Below are 23,784 nucleotides of genomic sequence, written 5' to 3' on the forward strand. Positions count from 1 at the left end.
TCAGCGGCGGGGTGAGGCAGCCCCAGCCTGACGCAGCTCGGCGACGATCTGGACGGCAAAGACGATGGCGGAGAGCGTGGCCCCGAACACGATGGTGGCCCTGAACGGCCATGTCGGGATGGTGAACAGCCCCTGCACGCCGAAGAACTCGCTGGCGCGCAGCGCGTCCATCAGGGGCTTCCAGCCGGACCAGGCGATCAGCGCCATCACGGCCAGCCCGACGATGAGGAACAGGGCCTCCATCAGGTGGCCGAACCGGGGTGCCCGCAGGCGGACGGCGTCGATCATGACATCCGCGCGCGTCAGGCGGCGGGCATGGACGGTGGCGGCCAGCTGGATGAACACGATCGCGACGATCGAATGGGCGGCGATCTCGGCCACGCCCGTGATCGGCCGGGACAGGAAGGACCGCCCGATCACGTCGGCAACGATCAGGAACATCAGCAGGAAGGTCCAGGTCGTGCCGATCGCGGCGACGACATTGACGAAGCCGCCCAGCGGGCCGAGCGGCGTGGCTGACCGGTCGTCAAGGATGGCCGGGTCGGACTCTGTCGCCATGGGCACCTTCCGCGGCGAAGGGGCCGGCGCTGCCGGCCCCCCGCTGGTTCAACTGTCAGCGACCGGTGGCCGCCGGTCTCAGGCTTCCTCGTCCCAGGCGCGGGGCGGGCTGAACCCGCCCTGCCGCAGGGCCGCGAAATAGGCCCGGAGCATGGCACGCGACGCAGGACCTGCCGAGTCCGCCCAGGTCTTGCCGATGTTCGGCAGGCCCTTGATCCACTTCTCGCGATCGGCGGCGGCCAGGGTCGAGACGATGGCGCCCTTGGCGACCATCTCCTTCTCGTTGGCCTCGATGCGGCTGGCGACATCGGCGATGTGCCATTCGGTCGCCTTGCGGCCGGCCGCCACGAAGGCGTCTTGAACCGGCTTCGGATAGCGGTTCATCCGGTCGCGGTTGACCGCGATGGCCCCGACATACATCGATCCCAGATCGACCTTGGTGATGTATTTGGCGACCTCGTAGACGCGCGTCGGCAGAATGCCGACGAAGAACGAGATCGCGCCTTCCGACACGCCGGTCTGGATGTCGGTGTAGTAGGTGGTCAGCGCCCCATCGAGCGGCGTGGCGCCGGTTCCGGTGAGCCAGTTGGCCGAGGTGCCCGGTGCCGAGATCTTGCGGTTGCGCAGGTCGTCCAGCGAGCGGATCGGGAAATTGGTCCACAGGTGGTAGCTGTCGGTGATCATCGAGGCCAGCGGCACCATGTTCAGGCCGTTCCACGAAGCCCGGAGCGGGGCTACCGCGGTGTTCAGCATCTCGAAGGTGCGGGCCACCAGGCCATGGTCGCCGCCCGAGAAGGGCGTGAAATAGGTCATGTTCTGGAGCGGCATCGTCGAGCCTTCCCAGAGCGTCCCGACGAAGCCGACATCGACGATGTTGTCGCGCACCGCCTCCATCGTGTCCTGGAACTTGTAGAGCGTGCCGCCATAGGCCTCGCGCCAGGTGATGCGATGGGTGTTGCCGTTGTCGCGCAGGAACTTGTCGACCTCCGGCTGGAACGACTGCTTCATCGCCGCCACCCACATGTTCTGGACCGGATGGCTGGCACCGATCTGCACGGTGATGGCCTGCTGGGCACTGGCGCGGATGCTGAAGACGGGCAGGGTGGCGGCGCCAGCGGCACCGGCCATGAAGCGTCGACGGGACTGCTGGGACATGGAAGTCTCCTCCTTCGATGACAAAAAGGCCATTGGGCCTGTCGTGGAAGCCGGTCTGCCGCCGGCCTTGGCGGTTTCAGTAGCGGCCGAGCGCCCGCAGGATGCGGTCCGGCGTGAAGGGCTGGGCGAAGACCTTGGCCCCGAACGGGCGAAGGGCGTCGTTGATGGCGTTCATGATGGCGGCGGGGGCGCCCGCCGTTCCGGCCTCGCCCGCGCCCTTGGCGCCGAGCAGCGATTCCAGGGTTGGGGTCTCGACATGGCCGACATGAATGTCCGGCATCTCGGCCGCCATGGGCACGAGATAGTCGGCAAGCGTGGTGGTCAGGAGCTGGCCCTGATCGTCATAGACACAGTGCTCGTAGAGCGCCCCGCCAATGCCCTGCACCACGCCGCCGCGCACCTGCTCGTCGACCAGCATCGGGTTGATGATGCGGCCGCAATCCTCCACCACCCAGTGATCGAGAAGGCGGACGATGCCGGTCTCGACATCGACCTCCAGCCAGCTTGCCTGGATGCCGTTGGTGAAGGCGAAGGGGAATTCCTTGGTGGCGAAGTGCCGCGTCTGGACAAATTCGCGGGCGAGGTCCTTGGGCAGCGTGTCGCCGCGGAAATAGACCAGACGGCCGAGCTCCGCGAGTGCCAGCCGCTGCTCGCCGCTCGCCTTGTCGACGACATGGCCCAGCACGATGTCGAGCGCTTCGGGCGCTGCCTGCAGCATGGCCGCCGCGACCGTCAGGATCTGCTCGCGCAGGGCCAGTGCCGACTGGAGCGCCGCCTCGCCGCCGATGCCCGCGCCGCGGCATGCCCAGGTGCCGCCGCCATAGGGCGTGGTGCGGGTGTCGCCGGTGACGACCTTGACCTTGTCGATGGCGACGCCGACGCCCTGGGCGACGATCTGGGCGAGGATGGCCTCGGTGCCCTGGCCCTGCTCGGTGACGCCGGACATGGCAACCACCGATCCGTCCGGGTCCATGCGCACGGTGCAGCCATCCTGCGCGGAGATGCGCGCGCCGCCGATGCCGTACATGAACGGCGAGGGATTGGTCAGTTCGATGAAACTGGCGATGCCGAGGCCGCGGTAGATGCCCTGCTTGCGGAGCGCTGCCTGCTCGGCACGCCGGCCGGGCACGTCCACCATCTCCACCAGCATGTCGAGGGCCTTGTGGTGCGACAGCCCCTCGAACCGCATGCCAGACGGCGAGGTGAAGGGATAGGCGTCGTCCGCGATCAGGTTGCGGCGGCGGATGTCCACCGGGTCCATGCCGAGGGCTTCGGCAGCCAGATCCACCAGCCCCTCGGTCACCGTCGTGGCGATCGGATGTCCGACGGCCCGGTACTGGCAGGTCGGGGCCTTGTTCTGGAACACGACCGTCGTCGTGCAGCGGTAATGGTCGAAGGCATAGGGCCCGCCGCACAGGTTGACGACCTGGTTGCCTTCGATGGCGCTCGTGCGCGGATAGACCGAATAGGGGCCGATGCCGGTCAGGTCGTCGATATCGAAACCGATGATCCGGCCGTCCTCTGCGACCGCGATCCGCCCCTTGATGCGATGGTCGCGGGCATGGATGTCCGAGGCGAAGCTCTCGTAGCGGTCGGCGACGAATTTCACCGGCCGGCCAAGAATGCGGGCCATGGCGGCGACCGCCATCTCGTCGGGATAGACGTGAACCTTGATGCCGAACGAGCCCCCGACATCCTTGCAGATGACCCGCACGTCGCCTTCCGCCATGCGCAGGTGCTTTGCAAAAACCGTCTGCATCATGTGCGGTGCCTGGGTCGAATGATGCACGGTGAGCGTGCCGTCGGCCCGGTTGTAGTCGGCCACGATCGAGCGCGGCTCGAGTGTCACCCCCGTGTGGCGGGCGGTGTGGAAGGTCGCTTCCACCACCTTGTGGGCCCCCGCAAAGGCCTCGGTCACGGAGCCTGCCTCGGCGGTTCGGGTGAAGGTCAGATTGTCGCCGAGATCGGGATGAATCACCACCGCGCCGGGCGCCAGCGCGGTTTCCATGTCGGCCTGGACCGGCAGCGGCTCCCAGTCGATGACCACGAGCGCGGCTGCATCCTCGGCCGCTGCCACGCTGTCGGCCGCGATCGCCACCACCGCCTCGCCCAGCCAGGTGGCGCGCTCCAGCGGCAGCGCATGCTGCGGCGCCGACTTCATGCCCTTGAGGTGGGCCAGCACCGCCACCCAGGGGTCGCAGACCTCGGCAAGGTCCGCACCGGTGAACACGCGGACGACACCGGGCGCGGCGCGGGCCGCCTCGACGTCGATCGCGCGGATGCGCGCATGCGCGAGCGGCGAGCGGACGAAAGCCGCGTGGACCATGCGCGGCAGGACAACGTCGTCGGTATAGGTCGCCCGGCCCTCGACGAGGCGGCGCGCATTGGGCCGCGGCACCGAACGGCCGATATAGCTGTTGGGCAGGTCGACGCTGGACAGGCCGGAGGCTGCGGGATGGCTCATGGCTCAGGCCTCCCGCGCAGCGAGCCGCCGGCCGGCCACTTCGGCCACCGCATCGACGATGGACTGGTAGCCCGTGCAGCGGCAGTAATTGCCCGACAGATGTTCGCGGATGGCGGCGCGGTCGGTGGTCGGAGCGTTTTCCAGCAGATCGGTCGCGGTTACCAGCATGCCCGGCGTGCAATAGCCGCACTGGCAGGCGTTGCGCGCGATGAAGGCCTCCTGCAGGTCGCGGATCCGGCCCTCGTCGGCGAGGCCCTCGATCGTGTCGACGCTCGCGCCGTCGAGACTGGCCGCAAGGACGAGGCAGCCGCGCACGATCTCGCCGTCGACGAGCACCGTGCAGGCGCCGCACACGCCATGCTCGCAGCCGGCATGGGTGCCGGTCAGGCCGAGGTCGAGGCGCAGGAAATCGACGAGATGGCGGCGCGGCTCGACATGGCGCTCCACGCGCTCGCCGTTGACGGTCAGACGGACGGGGACAGGGGCGGTCACGCGGCCTCCTCCTCGGCAGGCATGAAGGAGGCGAGCGCGCGCGACAGCAGCACGCCGGCAAGGTGGCGCTTGAGGGCGGCCGGCCCGTGCAGGTCGGCCGACGGATCGAGCTCGCCCCGGAGCGCCTCGCGCGCCGCATGGATCGCCTCCGGTCCGAGCGGCCGGCCGTCGAGCGCCGCCATTGCCCCGGCGGCGGCGACCGGATGCGACCCGACGCCGAAGCACACGATGCGGGGATCGGCGATGGTGCCCGCGTTCAGCGCCAGGGCGACCGCCACGCCGGCGATGGCGTAGTCGCCGCTGCGCCGGACGGTTTCCACGATTGCCTGGAGGGACCCTGGGGACGCCTTGCCGATCTCGATGGCGGCGAGAATCTCGAAGGGCTCCAGCGCGGTCTCGAACAGGTCGCGGAAGAAGTCAGCGGCCGCGATGCGGCGCTCGCCTGCTGCCGAAACCAGAACCAGTGTCGCATCGAGGGCAACCGCGCAGGCCGGCAGTTCGGCCGCCGGATCGGCCAGCGCCAGGCTGCCGCCGATGGTGCCGCGGTTGCGGATGGCGGCATGGGCGATCAGCGGCACCGCCTGGTGCAGCATCGGAGCGTGGGCGGCGACGAGCGCGTTGCGGCCGAGCTCGGCATGGGTCGTCAGCGCGCCAATTCGCAGGCGGTCGCCGAGGTCGACAATGCCCTTCAGGGCCGCGATGGCGCGGATGTCGAGAAGCGCCGGCGGATCGGAAAGACGGAACGCCAGCGTCGCCAGCAGGCTCTGCCCGCCGGCCAGAACACGCGCTTCGGGACCGGCGGCCTGCCAGGCCGGCCACAGGTCATCGAGCGCCGTCACCCGGACGTAATCGAACGCCGGCCACTTCATGGGCTCTCCTCGCCTTGCGGTGCCGTCGCCTTGGCGCGGCACTTTCACATTGTTATTGATCGAACGATAAATAAGATCGGCTTGAATGCAAGGCCCTTGATCGTCGCGGGCCGGACGGTCATGACCGGCCCATGGCAGACGGGATCCGGACCGGCAGGACAGGCACAGCGATGGACAGCGACCGCAGCGCGGAGGCAGGGGCGTCGGCAACGCGGCGCCGACGCCTTCAGCCGGATGCGCGCCGGCTCGAGATCGTCGACGCGGCGGTGGCCCATTTCGCCGAGGTCGGCCTGTCGGGGTCCACGCGCGACGTCGCCAGGCGCGCCGGCGTCACCCAGGCGCTGCTCTACAAATATTTCGCCAGCAAGGCGGATCTGGTGGAGGCCGTGTTCGAGCGGGTCTATCTCGGCCGGTTGTCGCCCGGCTGGCAGGATCTGATCCGCGACCGCAGGCTGAGCCTTCGCGAACGGCTCAACCGCTTCTACGGCGAATATACCCGCGCGATCTTCACCTATGAGTGGATGCGCATCTTCATGTTCTCCGGCCTTGCCGGGGAGCGGCTGAACCGCCGCTACCTCGAGCATGTGCGCGACGTGCTGCTCGTGCCGCTGCTGCAGGAACTGTCCGAGCCCGGCCACGGCAGCCCACCGGACGAGGAGGACATCTGGAACCTCCACGGCGGCATCGTTTACATCGGCATCCGCCGCTTCATCTACCAGTTGCCGACTCCGGATGACCTCGCCCCGGTCATCGAGCGGGCGATCGACCGGTTCCTCGGCGCCTATGCCGATGCCTATGCCGGGGCAACGATCCGGCGGTCGGGCCTCCGGCCGTCCTGAAGGCTGCGATCGGGCAGAGGCCGGCGATCTGATGGCGGTTCGGGAACGCAAGGCCGCGTGGGGGGTTGGTCAGGCAACCAGGAGGCCACCCCGATGCGCCAGACCAAGCCGGACCTGATTGCCGCCACGCAGCCCCAGACGCCCGAGCCGCCGCCGCGTCCCGGCCCGACGCCGGACCAGCCCCAGCCGCCCGCGCCGCCACCGCCGCCCACCGATCCGATTCCGCCGCCGCCGCGGATGTGAAGCCGGTCAGGTGCGCCGGACCCGCGCAGAGGGGCTGAAAGGCTGGATCAGCTTGTGCCGGCTGACCGTTTCCGAGCGAACCTGGCCGAGCGTCGCAATCACCTGATCGCGCGACGTGTACATGATGGCCTGCACCGCGCGCTCGGCGGCGGCTTCGTTGCCGTCGTGGATCGCGAGGCTGGCCTCGGTCCAGATCGTTGCCGACTCGCGCCGACGCTCCGTCGTCAGGAAGTCGAGCGGCCGCTGTCGCCAGATCAGGCCCCAAATGGACCGGTCGCCCTGGTCACGCAGGAAGTCTGCCAGATAGTCGCTGCCGCAATGGCGATACAGCGCGGCTCCCAGCCGGCCGTTGGCCATGGCAAATTCCATGGAGCCGATATCCGGGTCGTCCACGGCGGCAACCAGCGCCTCGGCACGGGTCTTCAGGTCGGAGAGCCCGGCGGGGGGCCGACTGCGGGCCAGATAGCAGGCGGCAAGGCCGAGCAGCCGGGCGCGGATGTTGAACATGTCGGCGAGCAGGTCGAGCGAGAGCGGCACGGCATAGGCACCGCGGCGCGGATAGATGCGCACGAGCCCGCGCGTCTCCAGCGCCCTCAGCGCATCGCGCACGGGTCCGCGGCTGACGCCGTAGTCGTCAGAGAGCTTCTGCTCGACGATGCGCTCGCCATGGGCATAGGCCCCTTCGACGATCGCCATCCCGAGTTGCTCGGCGATCTGCTCGGGCAGGGTGCGCAGGCGCCCGCCATTGCTGCCGCGCCCTTCTCCGGGCGTGTGGCGTGGCCGGTCTGTCGTTTCCAGGACCATTCTTGATCCGTTCAGGCTTCGCCGACGATGGAATCATCACCGCCGGACCGATGCCGACCATCTAGCGTGACGGACGCGATCGATCCACCGTGCCCATGCCACCCATGCAACATCGCCCGTTCGGCCATGTCAATTGTTAACAATTAACGTTTGACAGAAGGGGGTGCAGATGGTCCGATCGGGGCATCGCGCTGCATGGCTCAGGCCAGACAAGAACGACAGCGCATCAACCCTGGGAGTTAACGCCATGTTGAGCAGGCGCGACCTCGTGCTGTCTGCGGCCCTCGTTGCCGCGTCCCATCCGCTCCGGGCGCAGGGCGCCCCGCCGCAGGGCAGTCTGACCCTCGCCTTCGGTGCCGAGCCCACGACGCTTGATCCGGTTCGCTATTCGGCTGGTGTCGATACCTACGGCGTCGGCCAGCTGTTCGAACAGCTCACCCGTCCGGACCCGTCGGGTGTCATGCGCAACTGGCTGGCCGAGAGCTACGAGGTTGTCGGCACGGCCGAGAAGCCGATCATCGACATCCGCATCCGCCGCGGCGTGAAGTTCCACAACGGCGATCCGCTGACGGCCGCCGATTTCGAGTTCTCCTACCAGCGCCTGCGCGACCCGGCCCAGAGCCGCTGGTCTCACCTGCAGGCCAATGTCGAGCGCTTCGAGATCGTCGACGACCACCACTTCCGCCTGCATTTCAAGCAGCCCGACGCCGTCTATGTGGAGCGCTACCTCCAGCTCTGGGCAACGCCGAAGCGCTATTTCGAGCAGGTCGGCCCGGAGGGTTTCGCCCGAGCACCGGTCGGCACCGGCCCGTGGAAGCTCGTCTCCTGGAAGCCGAAGGAGGAGATGCAGCTCGAGGCCTTCGACGACTACTGGAACCGCGATCACCGCCCAGGCGTGAAGAATGTCACCATCAAGTTCATCCCCGAGGACCTGACGCGCGTCGCCGCCTTCAGGACCGGCGCCGTGGACTGGATCGACGCGGTGCCGCCGGCGCTGGTCGAGGAGTTCAAGGCAATGCCGGATGTCGAGACGACATCGGTCATCAGCGGCAACAACCTGTTCCTGAACTTCGGCACGCACATGCCGAACTCGCCGTTCAAGGACGTGCGCGTGCGCCAGGCGGCGGCCCATGCGGTCAATTTCGACACGATCATCCGCCGCGTGCTGTTCGGCCAGGGCCAGCGCTATGCCGAGATCGGCGAGGGCTCGTCGGGCTACGATCCGGACCTGAAGCCCTTGCCCTTCGATCCGCGCAAGGCGCGCGACCTTCTGCGCCAGGCCGGCTTTGCCAACGGCTTCGACACGCCCTTCTACAACCTCACCACGCCGCGCGAGCCGAACATCAAGGAGATGGGCGAGGCCTGTGCCACCTATCTGACGGCGGTCGGTATCCGCTGCCGCGTGGTCCAGCTCGAATATGGCGCCTGGATCAATCTCGGCCGCCGCGGCCGGTCCGGTCCGCCGGACATGGACGGCATCATCTCGTGGATGTGGTCGCACGACGTGCCGGGTGATCCGGGCACGGCCTGGGCCGGCCACCTGCACAGCTTCCAGGCCGGCCAGGGCTGGGGCAGCTACTCCTACACCGAGGACGCGGAGATGGACGCCCTCGTCAAGGAACAGCGCGGCATCATGGATCGCGAGAAGCGTGCGGCCCTGCTGCGCAGGATCGCCCGGCGCAAGCGCGACGAGGTGCTCGGCGGCCTGACCTCCTACCGCCCGCTCATCACCATCGCCTGGCGCAAGGACAAGGTCTCGTTCAAGGGCTGGCCGTGGCCCGGCTACTACCGCAACCTCCAGGAAATCGGCCTGAAGAGCTGAGCCGGCAGGAGCAAGCGAAATGGATGCGGCAGCCTACGACGCGCGGCTACAGGAACTCTGGCGCAGCAACTGGCCGGCGGCGGTTTCGCCCGAACTGACCTATCCGTTCGGCGAGATCCCGCTCGGCGACTATCTGCGCCGCCGCGCTTCGGAGGCCCCCGACAAACCGGCGCTGATCTTCTACGGCACGGTCATCACCTATGCCGAGCTGAACGATCTCAGCGACCGCTGTGCCGCCCTGCTGCACAGCCACGGCGTCAGGCCCGGCGACCGCGTCGCCGTGTTCCTGCAGAGCAGCCCGCAATTCGTGGTCGCCTTCTACGGCATCCTGAAGCTCGGCTGCGTCCATGTGCCGGTCAACCCGATGTTCCGGGAGCACGAGCTCGAATACGAGCTGAACGACACCGACGCCTCGGTCATCATCGCGCAGGACACGCTCGTCGAGCTGGTCCGCGCGGTGCAGGCCAGGACCAGCATCCGCACGGTCTTCTCGACCAGCCTGGCGGAGATGCTGCCGGCCAGGCCGACGATTCCCGTGCCGGCCGGGCTCGACGCGCCGCCGGTCTCCCGCGCCGACACGATCGACTTCCTGCCCGCTTTGCGTGCTGTCGAGGCTCCGCCGCCGCAGGTCGCGATCGACCTCGATGCGGTTGCGGCCCTCAACTATACGGGCGGCACCACGGGCATGCCCAAGGGCTGCGTCCATACCCAGCGGCACATGATCTACACCGCCGCCACCGTCTGTTCTCGCGACGGCGGCAAGTCGCAGGACCGGGTGCGCGTCAACTTCATGCCGCTGTTCTGGATTGCCGGCGAGAATGCCGGCCTGATCGTGCCGGTCTTCGCCGGCGCGACGCTGGTGCTGATGGCCCGCTGGGACCCCGTGGGCTGGATGGCGGCGGTCGATCATTACAAGGTCGAGACCGCCGGTCTGCTCGTCGACAACGCGGTCCAGGTGATGGATCACCCGGATGTCGGCCGCTACGACCTGACCTCGCTCAAGACCACGACCTGTTCGTCCTTCGTCAAGAAACTGAACCTCGAGTTCCGCAGGCGCTGGAAGGCGCTGACCGGCGTCACGCTGATCGAGGCGGCCTGGGGCATGACGGAGACCCACACCAACGACACCTTCACCCTCGGCATGCAGCAGGACGACTGGGACCTGAAGACCCAGCCCGTCTTCGTCGGCCTGCCCGTGCCCGGCACGCGCTTCCGCATCTGCTCCTTCGAGACCGGCGAGATCGTGCCGCTCGGCACCGAGGGCGAGATCGTCGTCTCCTCGCCCTCGCTGCTCACCCATTACTGGAACAAGCCGGAGGCCACCGCCGAGTCGCTGCGCGACGGCTGGTTCCGCACCGGCGACATCGGCATGCTGGACGAGGACGGCTACCTGCACTTCCTCGGCCGCCGCAAGGAGATGCTCAAGGTCAACGGCATGAGCGTCTTCCCCTCGGAGATCGAGGCGCTGCTCGGCCAGCATCCCGCCATCCTCGGCTCGGGCGTCATCGGCATCGATGACGAGCGCCGCGGGCAGGTGCCGCTCGCCTTCGTCATCGTCGATCGCGCGCGCGCGCCCGATCTCTCCGCCGAGGAGCTGCGCGCCTGGTGCGCCGCCAACATGGCCACCTACAAGGTGCCGTCTTTCCGCATCGTCGATGCGCTGCCCATGACCGCCACCGGCAAGGTCAAGAAGGAGGAACTGAAGAAGCTCCTCGACACGGCCGGGGCCTGAACCATGTGGCTCTTCGTCCTCCGCCGCGCCGGCAACGGCCTCGTCAGCATCCTCGGCGCCAGCCTCGTGATCTTCATGATCTCGCGGCTTTCGGGAGACCCGATCACGCTGATGATGCCGCCCGACGCGCCCCCCGAGGCGATCGAGGCCATGCGGGTCTCGCTCGGGCTCGACCGGCCGTTGTGGACGCAATACTGGATCTTCATCACCAACGCGCTGATGGGCGATTTCGGCACCTCGTACCGCTGGCAGCAGCCCGCGCTGACCCTGGTGCTCGACCGCCTGCCGGCGACCATCGAACTGGCGGTTGCAGCGCTCCTGTTCAGCGTCTCGGTCGCCGTGCCGCTCGGCATCCTGTCCGCCGTCTATCGCGGCGGCTGGATCGACCGCCTCGGCCGCATCCTCGCCATGCTCGGCCAGGCCATGCCGAACTTCTGGGTCGGGCTCATGCTGATCCTGGTCTTCGCGGTCGCGTTCGGCTGGCTGCCGGCCTTCGGCCGCGGCGGACCGGAGCATCTGATCCTCCCGGCGATCGCGCTCGGCTGGTATCCGGTCGCCGCCCAGATGCGCATCGTCCGCTCGGGCATGCTGGACGTCATGGAGAGCGACTACATCCGCCTCAGTCGCGCGCTCGGCACGCCGGAACGCCTGCTGATCTGGAAATATGCCTTCCGCAATGCCGCCGTGCCGCTGCTCACCATGCTCGGCGTCTATTTCGCCGCCATGCTCGGTGGCGCCTTCATCGTCGAGGTGATCTTCGCCTGGCCCGGCATCGGCCGCATGGTGGTGGAGGCGGTTTTCGCGCGCGACTTCCCCGTGGTGCAGGCGGGCGTGCTGTTCTCCTCGATCCTCTTCGTCATGTCGAACCTGCTCGTCGACATTTCCTACGGCTTCGTCGATCCGCGGATCCGCAATGACTGACGCCGTGCAAGCTCCGATTCCAATGCCGCGCATGGCGTGGCTGGCCCGCCTGAGAGGCGCGCCGGTCATCCCGCTGATCATCCTGGGCACCGTGATCTTCTGCGCCGTGGCCGGCCATCTGGTGGCGCCCTTCGACCCCAACGATGCCGACCTCGACGCGTCCTTCCAGCCGCCGTTCTGGGCGAAGGAGGGCTCCTGGTCGCATCCGCTCGGCACGGACAATCTCGGCCGCGACATCCTCTCGCGGATCATTGCCGGCTGCCGGGTCTCGGTGATCGTCTCGCTCTATGCCATCGCCTTCTCCGGCGCGATCGGCGCGCTCGTCGGCATGATCTCCGGTTATTTCGGCGGGCGTGTTGATCAGGTCATCATGCGGCTGGTCGAAATCCAGATGTCGATCCCCTCGATCGCTTTGGCGCTGCTGCTGGCCGCGGCCCTCCAGCCCGGTCTGAGCACGGTGGTGATCGTCATCGTGCTGACCTACTGGACCTGGTATGCGCGCATCATCCGCGGCGAGATCCTGTCGCTGAAGACGCGCGACTATGTCGCCTTCGCGCGGGTTGCGGGCGTGTCCACGCCGGTTATCTTCCTGCGCCACCTCCTGCCCAACATCATGAACACGCTGCTGGTGCTGGCGACCCTCCAGGTTGGCCAGGTCATCATCTTCGAGGCGTCCCTGTCCTTCCTCGGCCTCGGCATCCAGCAGCCGGATGTCTCCTGGGGCCTGATGCTCTCCGACGCGCGCCAGTACATCTCCAATGCCTGGTGGGCGATCACCATGCCGGGCATCGCGATCATGCTGACCTGCCTTGCGGCCAATCTGTTCGGCGACTGGCTGCGCGACCGCCTCGACCCGCGCCTGAGGCAGATGTGATGACCGGGCCCGCTCCGCTTCTCGCCATCGAGGGTCTGAAGACCCACATCCATCTCAAGCGTGGCGTTGTGCGCGCCGTCGATGGTGTCGACCTCACCGTCGGGGAGGGCGAGACGCTCGGCCTGGTCGGCGAATCCGGCTCCGGCAAGTCGATGACCGGGCTGTCGATCCTGCGCCTCCTGCCCAAGGGCGCCGGGCAGATCGTTGCCGGCAGCATCCGCCTCGACGGCGAGGAACTGACCACGCTGCCGGAAAAGGTGCTGGCCCGCGACGTGCGCGGCCGGCGGATCGCCATGATCGCGCAGGACCCGATGACCTCGCTCAACCCGGTCTTCTCGATCGGCGACCAGGTGTCCGGGCCGTTCCGCTACCATGGCGGTCTGCCGCGCACCGAGGCCCGCGCCGCCGCCGTCGACGTGCTCCAGCGGGTGCGCATTCCCTCGCCGGAAGAGCGGCTCGGCCACTACCCGCACCAGTTCTCCGGCGGCCAGCGCCAGCGCATCGTCACCGCTATGGCCATCGGCCGCGGCCCGCGCCTCCTGATCGCCGACGAGCCGACCACGGCCCTCGACGTGACCATCCAGGCGCAGATGATCGCCCTGCTCAGGCGCCTGCAGGACGAGACCGGCGCCGGCATCATCCTGATCACCCACGACCTCGGCGTGGCCGCAAGCCTCTGCAACCGGATCGCGGTGATGTATGCCGGCCGCATCGTCGAGACCGGCCCGGTGCGCGAGGTGTTCCGCAATCCTGCGCACCCCTATACCCGCGCGCTTCTGGATGCGATCCCGAAGATCGGCAGCCGCGGCCGCCGCCTCGTCGCCATTCCCGGCCAGCCGCCGAGCCTGATCGACCCGCCGGCCGGCTGCCGGTTCGCGGCGCGCTGCCCGCTGAAGGTCGCCGCCTGCGAGCAATACCCGGACACCACGGCCGTCGGGCCGGGCCATACGGTCGCCTGCTGGCGGTCGGGGGAGGCGGCCTGATGCTCGTGCTCGACCGGGTCTCCAAGCACTACGGCGCTGTGAAGGCGGTGGACGGCGTCAGCCTCACGGTTCCCGAGGGTCAGACGCTGGCACTGGTGGGCGAATCCGGCTGCGGCAAGACCACGCTGGCCAAGCTCATCCTCATGCTGGAGCAGCCGACCGCCGGCCGCATCCTGTTCGACGGCCAGGACCTTGCCGGCATGAGCCGCGCGGAACTCAAGGGCTACCGCCGCCAGGTGCAGGCGGTGTTCCAGGACCCCTATGCCTCGCTCAATCCACGCATGCGGGTGGCCGGCATCGTGGCCGAGCCGATCCTTGCCCATGAGCGGCCGGACCGGGCAGCCTTGCGCAAGCGCGTCGAGGAACTGCTCGACCATGTCGGCCTGCCGGCCTCGGCCGCCTCGCTGTTCCCGCATGAGTTCTCCGGCGGGCAGCGCCAGCGCATCGCCATCGCGCGCGCGCTCGCCCTGCGCCCGCGCCTGATGGTGCTCGACGAGCCGGTCTCGGCGCTCGACGTGTCGATCCGCGCGCAGGTGCTCAACCTGCTCGCCGACATCCAGCAGGAATTCTCGCTCACCTATCTGGTGATCGCCCATGACCTCGCGCTGGTCGAGCATTTCTCGACCCTGACGGCGGTGGCCTATCTGGGGCGCATCGTCGAGCACGGCGGCACCGAGGACGTGTTCGGCGCGCCCTCCCATCCCTATACCCGCGCGCTGCTCGATGCCGTGCCGCAGCCCGATCCCGATCACGTCCTGCCGGATGCGGCTCTGCTCGGCGAGATCGCCAGCGCGCTCGACCCGCCGTCCGGCTGCCACTTCCATCCCCGCTGCCCGGTGGCCGTGCCCATGTGCTCGCAGGTGAAGCCGGAGAACCATGACGTTGCCGGTGCCGGCCATGTTGCGGCCTGTCACCTGCTGGCCCCCGACCGCGTGCCTGAAAGTGCGACCCTCGCCCCATGAGCCTGTCCTCGATCCTGATCGCCAACCGCGGCGAAATCGCCATCCGCATCGGCCGGGCCTGTTCGAGCCTCGGCCTGCGGCCGGTGGCTGTCCATTCGGCCGATGATGCCCAGTCGCTGCACGTCCTGCGCGCCGACACGGCGGTGGCGCTGCCCGGCCGGGGCGCGGCCGGTTATCTCGACATCGCGGCCGTCGTCGCGGCGGCGCGGCAAGCCGGTTGCGATGCCGTCCATCCCGGCTACGGGTTCCTGAGCGAGAATGCCGATTTCGCCGCAGCCTGTGCGGAGGCCGGCCTCACCTTCATCGGCCCGACGCCGGACATGCTGCGCCTGTTTGGCGACAAGACCGCTGCGCGCACCCTCGCCGCCGCCTGCGGCGTGCCGGTGCTCGGAGGCTCGCAGCGCTCGGACGATGTCGCCACGGCACAGGCCTTTCTTGCCTCGCTCGGTCCCGGCGGGGCGGTCATGGTCAAGGCGGTTGCCGGCGGTGGCGGGCGCGGCATGCGCGTTGCCCGCAATGCGGCCGAACTGGATGAAGCCTGGACGCGGTCGTCCTCCGAGGCCAAGGCCGCCTTCGGCAATGGCGATCTCTATGTCGAGGAACTGATCGCCGAGGCCCGGCATATCGAGGTGCAGATCGTCGGCGACGGCACCGAGGTGGTCCATCTCGGCGAGCGCGAATGCACCTTGCAGCGCCGCCACCAGAAGCTGGTCGAGATCGCCCCGAGCCCGACGCTCGATGCGGGCCTGCGCGCGCGCATCACCGAGGCGGCCGTCACCATGGCGCGCAAGGTCGGCTATCGCAGCCTCGGCACCTTCGAGTTCCTGGTCGATGCCGCGCGTTCGGATCGCTTCGTCTTCATCGAGGCCAATCCGCGCCTGCAGGTGGAGCACACGGTGACGGAGGCGGTGACCGGCATCGACCTGGTCCAGTCCCAGATCCGCATTGCCGGCGGCGCCAGCCTGAAGGAACTCGGCCTGACCCAGGATCTGGCGCCCGCGTCGCGTGGTCATGCCATCCAGCTGCGCATCAACATGGAGACGATGCAGGCCGATGGCGGCGCGCTTCCCGCCGGCGGCCAGATCAGCGTCTATGAGCCGCCTTCCGGGGCCGGCATCCGCGTCGACGGGTTCGGCTATTCCGGCTACCGCACCAGCGCCGCCTTCGATTCCCTGCTTGCCAAGCTGATCGTTCACGAGCCGGGCGGCGACTATGCCGCCGCCATGCGTGCGGCGCGCCGGGCGCTCGCCGAGTTCCGCATCGAGGGCGTCGCGACCAACGCGGCCTTCCTGTCGGCCCTGCTCGACCGCGACGACGTGGCCGCCAACCGGGTGACCACCCGCACCATCGACGCCCATGCGCCGGCCCTCGTGGCGGCCGCGGCCGCCATGGCGAAGCCGGCGCTGGCCATGGCCGTGGCGCCGCAGGCAGCGATCCGGATGGCCGATGGTCCGCCCGGCACCGAGCCGGTGACGGCTCCCATGGCCGGGCTCGTCGTCTCGCTCGACGTGGCGGTCGGTCAGGAGATCCGCGCCGGCGCCACGGTCGCCGTGCTCGAAGCCATGAAGATGGAGCATGTCATTGCCGCCCCGACCGGCGGCATCGTCCGCAGGATCGACGCGGTCAGGGGCGAGGTCACCAATCCCGGCGAGGCCATTGTCCATATCGAGGCGCTGGACCTCGGCGCGGAAGGCGAGGTCGAGACCAGGGCCGTCGATCTGGACGCCATCCGCCCCGACCTCGCCGAGGTTCTGGCACGCAAGCACCTGACCCTCGACGTGGCGCGACCGGAGGCGGTGGCGCGGCGTGCGAAGACCGGCGGTCGAACGGCGCGCGCCAATGTCGTGGACCTCTGCGATCCCGGCAGCTTCATGGAATACGGGGCGCTGGCGGTGGCTGGCCAACGCAACCGGCGCTCCATGGAGGAACTGCTCAAGGTCTCGCCGGCCGACGGCGTCATCACCGGCTGGGGCACGGTCAATGCCGAACTGGTCGGCCAGGACATGGCCTCCACCGTCGTCGTCGCCTATGACTATTCGGTGCTCGCCGGCACGCAGGGCACGTTCGGCCACGGCAAGCAGGACCGCATCTTCAACATCGCCGCAGACCTGCACCGCCCGCTGGTGCTGTTCGCCGAGGGCGGTGGCGGCCGGCCGGGCGAGACCGACAAGGAACTGCTGAAATCCGCCTCGCTCGACGTGCCGACCTTCGCGGCCCTGGCGCGGCTGTCGGGCCTCATCCCGCTGATCGGCGTGGTCAACGGCCGCTGTTTCGCCGGCAATGCCGCCCTGCTCGGCTGCTGCGACGTCATCATCGCCACCGAGAATTCCAACATCGGCATGGGCGGGCCGGCCATGATCGAAGGCGGCGGCCTCGGCGTGTTCAAGCCCGAGGATATCGGGCCCTCTTCGGTGCAGTGGCGCAACGGCGTCATCGACATTCTGGTGCGCAACGAGGCCGAGGCGGTTGTCGCCGCCAAGCGCTATCTGTCCTATTTCCAGGGTCCGCTGAAGGACTGGCAGGCAGCCGACCAGCGCGTGCTGCGCAATGCCATCCCCGAGAACCGGCTCCGCTCCTACGATATCCGCACCGTCATCGAGAACCTCGCCGATACCGGTTCGGTGCTGGAGCTTCGCCGCGGCTTCGGCCACGGCATGGTCACCGCCCTCATCCGCATCGAGGGCCGGCCCATGGGCCTGATCGCCAACAACCCGCTGCATCTCGGCGGCGCCATCGACGCGGAAGCCGCCGACAAGGCCGCGCGCTTCCTCCAGATGTGCGATGCCTTCGACCTGCCGGTGGTCTCGCTGTGCGACACGCCTGGCTTCATGGTCGGGCCGGAGGTGGAGGCGACCGCACAGGTGCGCCGCGTCTGCCGCATGTTCGTCGGCGGGGCGAACATGTCCGTGCCGTTCTTCACCGTCGTGATGCGCAAGGGCTACGGGCTCGGCGCGCAGGCCATGGCGGCTGGCTGCTTCCACAACCCGATGTTCAACGTCTCCTGGCCGACCGGCGAGTTCGGCGGCATGGGCCTTGAGGGCGCCGTCAGGCTCGGCTTCCGCAACGAACTGGCCGCCATCGCCGATCCCGAGCAGCGCGAGGCGGAATATCGCCGCCGCGTCGATGCGCTCTATGCCCGCGGCAAGGCGATCAATATGGCCTCGCTGCTGGAGATCGACGACGTCATCGACCCAGCCGACACGCGCACCTGGATCAGCCGCGGCCTGATGACCATCGCCCCGCCGCTGCCACGACGCGGCAAGAAGCGCGCCTTCGTCGATACGTGGTAAGCCCGACCCGTGAGGTGAGAGGCGGACGCTGTCTGAGCAGCGTCTGCCGATATTTCACGTGCTGACCGCTGTCCGGATCGCAAGATCGGCCGCGCCGCGCCGTCCGGTTGTGGCGGACGATCCGTATCGGCGCGGCCCCGCGTCCACAGGTCGAATTGACTTGGGCCGGTTCCATCCCTAACCCTCGGGGTTATAATGAGACCGTGCGAACAGGGCCGCTCCCGGCCCGGGACCGCACGCATAGACGGAGGAGCCCACATGGCTCTGCGCATTTCCGGCAAGAACCTCGACATCGGCGAGGCCCTGCGCGAGCGGATCGCAGAACGTGTCGGTGAGGCGGCCGCTCGCCATCTGGACGGCCGCGTGACGGGCCATGTGACGGTGGAGAAGGAGGCCCATGGCTTCCGCACCGTCGCCGCCCTGCATCTTCCCACCGGCACGACCCTTCAGGCCGAGGCCTTCGCGGCCGATGCCTATCCGGCCTGCGATCTCGCCGCCCTGCGCATCGAGAAGCGGCTCAGGCGCTATGCCCGCCGCCTCAAGGACAAGACCGGCCATCACAACCAGGTCTCGGGCATCGATGCCCGCGATTACGTCATCGAGGCGCCCGCCGAGTTTGATGACGACCAGGACGAGGCGGCCGGCGGCCCCTTCGAGCCGGTCATCATCGCCGAACAGACCACCAGCCTGCGCCGGCTGACGGTGGCCGACGCCGTTATGGAACTGGATGTAACGGGCGCTTCGGCGCTGGTCTTCCACCATGCGGTGCATGGCCGCGTGAACGTGGTGTACAGGCGCATGGACGGCCATGTCGGCTGGGTCGATCCGCCCGCCGCCGGGCGGGACGGGCCGAGTTGAGGCAGGTGCGCTGATCCGCGTCGCCGCCCGCCATGGCCCCCGTCATGGCACCGTCATTGCATGGGCCATAGTGACAGTTCCGCGTCTCCCCGCATCCTTCCGAAAAGGCAGCCAATGCCGCTTCCAGACATCATCGCCGAAGGCGGGATCATCCCGGCCCTGCGCGTGGACTCGAAGAAGCACCTTCTTCAGGAGCTTTCCGCGAGGGCGGCCCGGATCACCGGGCGGGACGCCGCCGAAATCTTCCGCACGCTGTCCGAGCGCGAGCGCCTCGGATCCACCGGGGCCGGCAACGGCATCGCCATTCCTCATGGCAAGCTGGCGCGCCTCGATCGGGTTTTCGGCCTGTTCGCCCGCCTCGACCCCGCGATCGACTTCGATTCGATCGATGGCCAGCCGGTCGATCTGGTCTTCACCCTCCTGGCGCCCGAGGGTGCTGGCGCCGATCACCTCAAGGCCCTGTCGCGCATTGCCCGGCTGACCCGCGATCAGGCCAATGTCCAGAAACTGCGGGCCGCCCGCGACGAGGCGAGCCTGAAGACCCTGCTGGCCGCAGGTCCCGCCTCCAACGCCGCCTGAACTCCAACGCGGCCTTTCGCCGCTGCAGACGACCCTCGCGCAGGCGTGGCTTGATGCAGCCACAGTCGCGGCTAGGCTGGGGGTGTCCGTGATCCGGTCCCGCGACCCGAGAGGCGAGCCGTGCCAGAACCGATTGCCTTCGACGAGTGCCTCCAGCTCGTCCTTCGCCTTGATGCCATGAAGCCTTCGCCGGCCCAGCCGCGCAGGCTCGATGCCCTGTTCCGAGACCTCGCCAGGTTCCGGCCGCAGACGCCTGCCTATGAGTTGCAGGACCTGATCTGGGCGATCTGGACCAATCACGAGGACGAATATGCCGACGAGGCGATGGAGCAGGCGATCAATGCGCTTGCCGCCAAGGACTATGACGTCGCCCATCTGGTGCTGGACGCGCTCGTCGATGCCCGCCCGGAATGGGCCGAGGCCTGGAACAAGCGGGCGACGCTGCATTTCATCAAGGGCGACGACGGCTATGCGGTCGCCGACGTGATGGAGACGCTGCAGCGCGAGCCGCGCCATTTCGGCGCCATTTCGGGCTTTGCCCAGATATGCCTGCGCCATGGGCGCGAACCGGAGGCGCTGATTGCCTTCGAGGCGGCGCTGGCCATCAACCCGCATCTGGAGGGCGTCGCCGCGCTCGTCGCGGAAATGCACGCCAATGACGGCCGCGTGCTGCACTGAGCGCTGGCCGGCGCATCGTGCGACCGGCCGGCTTGCCTGGCGCGCCGGCCCGTGTCACCAAGCTCCTTGAGCAGTGCCCGCTCCGGCGGGTGAAACGGGAACGGGGTCAGGTTCGCCAAAGCCCCGGCTGCCCCCGCAACTGTAGGCGGCGAGCGGCCGCCGCGATCCACTGGGCGCCCTCCCTGACGGAGCGGGTCCGGGAAGGGTGGCGGTCCGCATGGACCCGCAAGCCAGGAGACCGGCTGCTCACACCGCCCCGTCGGGCGCGTTGGACCGGGGTGTGTCCGTCGCGCGGCCGCACGCACGCGCGTGTCGCCGGGGCAGGTCGGGCGTGGCATGCCCGGTCGCTGACCGAGAGACGTCATGATCCCTCCCGCCCCCGTTGCCCAGGCCGACGCCCCGCCGGTTGACCTCAACTCCCCGCGACCGGCCCAGGCCGTCGTCACGGTCTGCACCGCCTGCCGCCCGGAAGGCGTGCCAAAGCAGGACGCGCCCGGCCGCAGTTTCCACGCGCTGGTGCAGCGCGAACTCGGCGATATCGCCGCCTGCACCGTGCGGCCGAGCGAATGCCTGTCGGTGTGCAAGCGGCCCTGCACGGTCGCTGTCTCCCATCCCGACGGCTACACCTACCTGTTCGGTGATCTGGACGGCGAGGAGGCGGCCCGCGCCCTGGCCGATTTCGCCCGCCTCTATGTCGAGGCGCCGCACGGCTTCGTGCCCTGGCGGGACCGGCCGGAAGTGCTGCGCCGCGCCATCGTCGCGCGCGTGCCGCCTGCCGGATGGTCGCCGGAGGACGGGGGCACGCCATGAGCGGGCCGGTCACGCTGGTCCTCGGCGGCGCCCGATCGGGCAAGTCGTCCCATGCCGAGGCGCTGGTCCGCGCCACCGGCCTCGCGCGTGTCTATGTCGCGACCGCCGGTGCCTATGATGCAGAGATGGAGGAGCGCATCGCCGCCCACCGGGCGATGCGGGCAAAAGATGGCTGGCACACGGTGGAGGAGCAGGTCGACATCGCCGCTGTCCTTGCCCGCGAGGCGGGTGACGGCCGGGCCGTTCTGGTCGATTGCCTGACGCTCTGGCTCTCCAACCTCATGCTCGCGGGACAGGACATCGGCAGCCGTCAGGCGGAACTGCTCGCCGCCCTCGGCGCGGCGGGCGGCCCTGTGGTGCTCGTCGCCAACGAGGTCGGACTCGGCCTCGTGCCGGAGACGGCACTCGGGCGCGCCTTCCGCGATGCGCAGGGGCGGCTGAACCAGGCCGTGGCCGCGCGGGCGGACCGCGTGGTCTTCGTCGCCGCAGGCCTGCCACTGGTGCTCAAAGGCAGCGGTTGACGCCTCGTCCACCCCCCCCGTCGTCAGGGACGGCTTGTCCCGTGCCCTATTCTGTGATGGCTATGCGGGGCTTTCGGTGCCGCCGCCCTCGCGGGTGGCGGTGAAACGGGAACGTGGTGCGAGGCAATGCCTCAAGGCCACGGCTGCCCCCGCAACTGTAAGCGGACCATGTCCTGTCCACGACGCCACTGGAGCCGAAATGCTCCGGGAAGGCGGACAGGGCGAGAGCCGCGAGCCAGGAGACCGGCCGGAAGCATGTCGTCAACCCTTGTCCGGCGGTGGGCCGGAAGGAGCACATGCATGTCGTCCCGGAGCATCCGCGCGAGCGCGGCATCCCTCATCCTATGCCTCGGCGCGCCCCCCGCGCTTGCCCAGGGCCAGACCACCACGCTGCCTGAAGTCGTCATCACCGCCACCCGCACGGAGGAAGACGCTTCCCGCACCGGCACGGCAGTCACCGTGCTGAGGGCGGAGCAGATCCAGCGCTCCAATCCAGGTTCGGTGGTCGATGTCCTGCGCGGTGTCCCCGGCCTCGATATCACCGAGAATGGCGGGCCCGGCGGTTCCACGGCCGTCCGCCTGCGCGGCGCCAATCCCGGCCAGACGCTGGTGCTGATCGACGGCCAGCGCGCCAACGATCCTGGCCAGGCATCCGGCGAATTCAACTTCGCCATGCTGGCGCCGGGCCTGATCGAGCGCATCGAGGTGCTGCGCGGTCCGCAATCGGCGCTCTACGGTTCCGATGCCATCGGTGGCGTCATCAACATCATCACCCGCAAGGGCTCGGGTCCGACGCGCGTCACGGCGGAAATCCAGGGCGGCAGCTTTGCCACCGCCTCCGGAGGCGGCACCATCTCGGGCAGCCGCGACGGCTGGTCCTATGCCTTCTCCGCCTTCGGCGCCCGTTCGGAGGGCTTCTCCCGCTATGGCTACCGCATCCCGCGCATCACCGCGGTCAGGCCGAACCTGGAGGCAGACGGCTATGAGCGCATCGGCGGCTCGGCGCGCATCGGCTACGACACCGGCTGGGGCCTGACCTTCGATTCCGCGCTGTTCTACACCAACACCCGGCTCGATTATGATTCGGCCTTCGGGACGTTTCCGGACACCGCCTCGCGGGGCCGTCAGGCGCTGCTCAACGGCTGGACCAAGGCAGCCTACGAGACCGCCGACAGGCGCTTCGCCCATTCGCTGACCGTCTTCATCAACGACACCGACCGGCGCTTCATCGACGTCACCTATTCGGCCGCGCCCTTCACGCCGGCCAACACCAACCAGTCGATCAGCGACTTTTTCGGCCGCCGGATCGGCGCGGAATACCAGGGCACGGCCCGGCTCGACGCCTTCGGAACGGTCGTCTTCGGCGCCCGCCACGAGCGCGAGAGCATCCTCACCTCAAGCCAGGTGCAATTGCCGGTCCTGATGCCGCTTGTGCCAGGGCAGAGCGCCTCGCAGGTGACCAACTCGGTCTTCGGATTGTGGACCCTGCCGGTCGGCGACCGCCTGACCGTCTCGCTCGGCGGGCGGGTGGACCGCATCGTCGACGGCCCGCAATTCGCCACCTGGCGCTCGACCGCCGCCTACCAGATCCCGGAGACCGGCACGACGCTGCGCGCCAGCGCCGGAACCGGCGGCAAGGCGCCCACCCTGTTCCAGCGCTTCGACCCGACCTACGGCAATGCCGCCCTGCAGCCCGAAACCTCGTTCGGCTGGGATGCCGGCATCGACCAGCGCATTCCGGGCAATCTCGGCAGCGTGTCGGTCACCTATTTCAACAACCGCATCCGCAACCTCATCGACTTCGTGTTCACCCCGGCGCCGGGAGGCTATCTCAACGTCTCGCGGGCGCGCATCCACGGGGTGGAGGTGGCGGCCGCGATCCACATCGTGCCGCGGGTGCTGTCCTTCCACGCGGCTTATACCCATCTCGACGCGCGCAACGCCGCCAGCGGCCTGCTGCTGGCCCGCCGGCCGCCGCACTCGGCCCGCCTCTCGATGGTCTGGACCCCGGACGACAAGTGGCGCATCGAGCCCATGCTGTTCCTGGTCTCCCACCGGTTCAGCGGCAACAACCAGACCAGCCGGCTGGCGCCCTATGCGCGCCTCGACGTGCGGGCCGACTACAAGCTGACGAGGAACGTTACGCTGTTCGCGCGCGCCGAGAACCTGTTCGACGTGCGATACGAGGAGATCCTCAACTACGGGACCGCCGGCCGCAGCGTCTATGCCGGCCTGAGGGGGACCTGGTGACGACAGTCTCCGCCGCCAGCGCGTCCGTGCGCGCCACCCGCGGGGGCGCGCTCGTCGTCCCCGTGCTGGCGGCGGTGGTT

Annotated in this window: 21 protein-coding genes and 2 riboswitches; of the genes, 15 read left to right on the forward strand and 6 right to left on the reverse strand. The window is 68.9% G+C overall.

The window, feature by feature from the left end; translation table 11 throughout:
- The 5 genes from ACTIFS_RS04960 to ACTIFS_RS04980 all read right to left on the reverse strand — a co-directional run bounded on the left by ACTIFS_RS04960 (position 1) and on the right by ACTIFS_RS04980 (position 5,538).
- Entirely contained in the window at positions 1-558 is a 558-nt protein-coding gene (locus tag ACTIFS_RS04960; RefSeq protein WP_439572929.1) for a TRAP transporter small permease, read from the reverse strand.
- Between the two features lie 78 nt (positions 559-636).
- The gene (locus ACTIFS_RS04965; protein ID WP_439572930.1) at positions 637-1,713 is read right to left on the reverse strand and encodes a C4-dicarboxylate TRAP transporter substrate-binding protein; all 1,077 of its coding nucleotides are present in this window, start codon (positions 1,711-1,713) and stop codon (positions 637-639) included.
- Between the two features lie 76 nt (positions 1,714-1,789).
- A complete protein-coding gene (locus ACTIFS_RS04970; protein ID WP_439572931.1) occupies positions 1,790-4,177 on the reverse strand; it encodes a xanthine dehydrogenase family protein molybdopterin-binding subunit in 2,388 nt (795 codons plus the stop codon).
- A gap of 3 nt (positions 4,178-4,180) precedes the next feature.
- The gene (locus ACTIFS_RS04975) at positions 4,181-4,669 is read right to left on the reverse strand and encodes a (2Fe-2S)-binding protein (protein ID WP_439572932.1); all 489 of its coding nucleotides are present in this window, start codon (positions 4,667-4,669) and stop codon (positions 4,181-4,183) included.
- Positions 4,666-5,538 (reverse strand): FAD binding domain-containing protein, encoded by an 873-nt coding sequence (locus ACTIFS_RS04980; protein ID WP_439572933.1) that lies wholly within the window; start codon positions 5,536-5,538, stop codon positions 4,666-4,668. Before ACTIFS_RS04980 ends, ACTIFS_RS04975 begins: the two co-directional genes overlap by 4 nt.
- A 170-nt stretch (positions 5,539-5,708) precedes the next feature.
- On the opposite strand from ACTIFS_RS04980, the gene ACTIFS_RS04985 reads away from it, so the two are divergent.
- Both ACTIFS_RS04985 and ACTIFS_RS04990 read left to right on the forward strand, forming a co-directional pair.
- Positions 5,709-6,377 (forward strand): TetR/AcrR family transcriptional regulator, encoded by a 669-nt coding sequence (locus ACTIFS_RS04985; protein WP_439572934.1) that lies wholly within the window; start codon positions 5,709-5,711, stop codon positions 6,375-6,377.
- A gap of 93 nt (positions 6,378-6,470) precedes the next feature.
- On the forward strand, positions 6,471-6,620 hold the full coding sequence (locus ACTIFS_RS04990) for a hypothetical protein (protein ID WP_439572935.1): 150 nt from the start codon (positions 6,471-6,473) through the stop codon (positions 6,618-6,620).
- A gap of 6 nt (positions 6,621-6,626) precedes the next feature.
- Here the strand turns inward: ACTIFS_RS04990 and ACTIFS_RS04995 are convergent, their stop codons facing one another.
- Complete coding sequence (locus tag ACTIFS_RS04995) at positions 6,627-7,424, reverse strand: GntR family transcriptional regulator (protein ID WP_439572936.1); 798 nt, start codon at positions 7,422-7,424, stop codon at positions 6,627-6,629.
- Between the two features lie 247 nt (positions 7,425-7,671).
- On the opposite strand from ACTIFS_RS04995, the gene ACTIFS_RS05000 reads away from it, so the two are divergent.
- The 13 genes from ACTIFS_RS05000 (at position 7,672) to ACTIFS_RS05060 (ending at position 23,704) form a co-directional block, all read left to right on the forward strand.
- Positions 7,672-9,246: an ABC transporter substrate-binding protein gene (locus tag ACTIFS_RS05000; protein ID WP_439572937.1), complete on the forward strand. Its 1,575-nt coding sequence runs from the start codon at positions 7,672-7,674 to the stop codon at positions 9,244-9,246.
- A gap of 19 nt (positions 9,247-9,265) precedes the next feature.
- On the forward strand, positions 9,266-10,978 hold the full coding sequence (locus tag ACTIFS_RS05005) for an AMP-binding protein (protein ID WP_439572938.1): 1,713 nt from the start codon (positions 9,266-9,268) through the stop codon (positions 10,976-10,978).
- Between the two features lie 3 nt (positions 10,979-10,981).
- On the forward strand, positions 10,982-11,899 hold the full coding sequence (locus ACTIFS_RS05010) for an ABC transporter permease (RefSeq protein ID WP_439572939.1): 918 nt from the start codon (positions 10,982-10,984) through the stop codon (positions 11,897-11,899).
- A 31-nt stretch (positions 11,900-11,930) separates the two neighbouring features.
- On the forward strand, positions 11,931-12,773 hold the full coding sequence (locus tag ACTIFS_RS05015) for an ABC transporter permease (RefSeq protein ID WP_439572940.1): 843 nt from the start codon (positions 11,931-11,933) through the stop codon (positions 12,771-12,773).
- Complete coding sequence (locus ACTIFS_RS05020) at positions 12,773-13,756, forward strand: ABC transporter ATP-binding protein (protein ID WP_439572941.1); 984 nt, start codon at positions 12,773-12,775, stop codon at positions 13,754-13,756. The genes ACTIFS_RS05015 and ACTIFS_RS05020 overlap by 1 nt, the downstream gene beginning before the upstream one ends.
- Entirely contained in the window at positions 13,756-14,718 is a 963-nt protein-coding gene (locus ACTIFS_RS05025; protein WP_439572942.1) for an ABC transporter ATP-binding protein, read from the forward strand. Before ACTIFS_RS05020 ends, ACTIFS_RS05025 begins: the two co-directional genes overlap by 1 nt.
- A complete protein-coding gene (locus tag ACTIFS_RS05030) occupies positions 14,715-18,008 on the forward strand; it encodes a carboxyl transferase domain-containing protein (RefSeq protein ID WP_439572943.1) in 3,294 nt (1,097 codons plus the stop codon). Before ACTIFS_RS05025 ends, ACTIFS_RS05030 begins: the two co-directional genes overlap by 4 nt.
- Before the next feature lie 258 nt (positions 18,009-18,266).
- Positions 18,267-18,866, forward strand: a complete 600-nt coding sequence (gene hpf / locus ACTIFS_RS05035) for a ribosome hibernation-promoting factor, HPF/YfiA family (RefSeq protein ID WP_439572944.1) — start codon at positions 18,267-18,269, stop codon at positions 18,864-18,866.
- Positions 18,867-18,980: 114 nt separating this feature from the next.
- Complete coding sequence (locus ACTIFS_RS05040; protein ID WP_439572945.1) at positions 18,981-19,445, forward strand: PTS sugar transporter subunit IIA; 465 nt, start codon at positions 18,981-18,983, stop codon at positions 19,443-19,445.
- A 120-nt stretch (positions 19,446-19,565) separates the two neighbouring features.
- A complete protein-coding gene (locus ACTIFS_RS05045; RefSeq protein WP_439572946.1) occupies positions 19,566-20,123 on the forward strand; it encodes a tetratricopeptide repeat protein in 558 nt (185 codons plus the stop codon).
- A 54-nt stretch (positions 20,124-20,177) separates the two neighbouring features.
- A riboswitch (cobalamin riboswitch) is annotated at positions 20,178-20,384 on the forward strand.
- A gap of 102 nt (positions 20,385-20,486) precedes the next feature.
- Complete coding sequence (locus ACTIFS_RS05050) at positions 20,487-20,933, forward strand: DUF1636 family protein (RefSeq protein ID WP_439572947.1); 447 nt, start codon at positions 20,487-20,489, stop codon at positions 20,931-20,933.
- Complete coding sequence (gene cobU, locus ACTIFS_RS05055) at positions 20,930-21,454, forward strand: bifunctional adenosylcobinamide kinase/adenosylcobinamide-phosphate guanylyltransferase (RefSeq protein WP_439572948.1); 525 nt, start codon at positions 20,930-20,932, stop codon at positions 21,452-21,454. The genes ACTIFS_RS05050 and cobU overlap by 4 nt, the downstream gene beginning before the upstream one ends.
- A gap of 57 nt (positions 21,455-21,511) precedes the next feature.
- Positions 21,512-21,720, forward strand: a riboswitch (cobalamin riboswitch).
- A 34-nt stretch (positions 21,721-21,754) separates the two neighbouring features.
- Positions 21,755-23,704: a TonB-dependent receptor plug domain-containing protein gene (locus ACTIFS_RS05060; protein ID WP_439572949.1), complete on the forward strand. Its 1,950-nt coding sequence runs from the start codon at positions 21,755-21,757 to the stop codon at positions 23,702-23,704.
- Positions 23,705-23,784: the final 80 nt, after the last annotated feature.

Origin of the sequence: Phreatobacter sp. (assembly GCF_051860605.1) — a bacterium.
Lineage (GTDB): Bacteria > Pseudomonadota > Alphaproteobacteria > Rhizobiales > Phreatobacteraceae > Phreatobacter.

Bases quoted from the DNA above. Each gene is read 5' to 3' on its own strand.
- ACTIFS_RS04960 (WP_439572929.1), bottom strand. From the start codon at position 558: ATGGCGACAGAGTCCGACCCGGCCATCCTTGACGACCGGTCAGCCACG.
- ACTIFS_RS04965 (WP_439572930.1), bottom strand. From the start codon at position 1,713: ATGTCCCAGCAGTCCCGTCGACGCTTCATGGCCGGTGCCGCTGGCGCC.
- ACTIFS_RS04970 (WP_439572931.1), bottom strand. From the start codon at position 4,177: ATGAGCCATCCCGCAGCCTCCGGCCTGTCCAGCGTCGACCTGCCCAAC.
- ACTIFS_RS04980 (WP_439572933.1), bottom strand. From the start codon at position 5,538: ATGAAGTGGCCGGCGTTCGATTACGTCCGGGTGACGGCGCTCGATGAC.
- ACTIFS_RS04985 (WP_439572934.1), top strand. From the start codon at position 5,709: ATGGACAGCGACCGCAGCGCGGAGGCAGGGGCGTCGGCAACGCGGCGC.
- ACTIFS_RS04990 (WP_439572935.1), top strand. From the start codon at position 6,471: ATGCGCCAGACCAAGCCGGACCTGATTGCCGCCACGCAGCCCCAGACG.
- ACTIFS_RS04995 (WP_439572936.1), bottom strand. From the start codon at position 7,424: ATGGTCCTGGAAACGACAGACCGGCCACGCCACACGCCCGGAGAAGGG.
- ACTIFS_RS05000 (WP_439572937.1), top strand. From the start codon at position 7,672: ATGTTGAGCAGGCGCGACCTCGTGCTGTCTGCGGCCCTCGTTGCCGCG.
- ACTIFS_RS05005 (WP_439572938.1), top strand. From the start codon at position 9,266: ATGGATGCGGCAGCCTACGACGCGCGGCTACAGGAACTCTGGCGCAGC.
- ACTIFS_RS05010 (WP_439572939.1), top strand. From the start codon at position 10,982: ATGTGGCTCTTCGTCCTCCGCCGCGCCGGCAACGGCCTCGTCAGCATC.
- ACTIFS_RS05015 (WP_439572940.1), top strand. From the start codon at position 11,931: ATGGCGTGGCTGGCCCGCCTGAGAGGCGCGCCGGTCATCCCGCTGATC.
- ACTIFS_RS05020 (WP_439572941.1), top strand. From the start codon at position 12,773: ATGACCGGGCCCGCTCCGCTTCTCGCCATCGAGGGTCTGAAGACCCAC.
- ACTIFS_RS05025 (WP_439572942.1), top strand. From the start codon at position 13,756: ATGCTCGTGCTCGACCGGGTCTCCAAGCACTACGGCGCTGTGAAGGCG.
- ACTIFS_RS05030 (WP_439572943.1), top strand. From the start codon at position 14,715: ATGAGCCTGTCCTCGATCCTGATCGCCAACCGCGGCGAAATCGCCATC.
- hpf (WP_439572944.1), top strand. From the start codon at position 18,267: ATGGCTCTGCGCATTTCCGGCAAGAACCTCGACATCGGCGAGGCCCTG.
- ACTIFS_RS05040 (WP_439572945.1), top strand. From the start codon at position 18,981: ATGCCGCTTCCAGACATCATCGCCGAAGGCGGGATCATCCCGGCCCTG.
- ACTIFS_RS05050 (WP_439572947.1), top strand. From the start codon at position 20,487: ATGATCCCTCCCGCCCCCGTTGCCCAGGCCGACGCCCCGCCGGTTGAC.
- cobU (WP_439572948.1), top strand. From the start codon at position 20,930: ATGAGCGGGCCGGTCACGCTGGTCCTCGGCGGCGCCCGATCGGGCAAG.
- ACTIFS_RS05060 (WP_439572949.1), top strand. From the start codon at position 21,755: ATGTCGTCCCGGAGCATCCGCGCGAGCGCGGCATCCCTCATCCTATGC.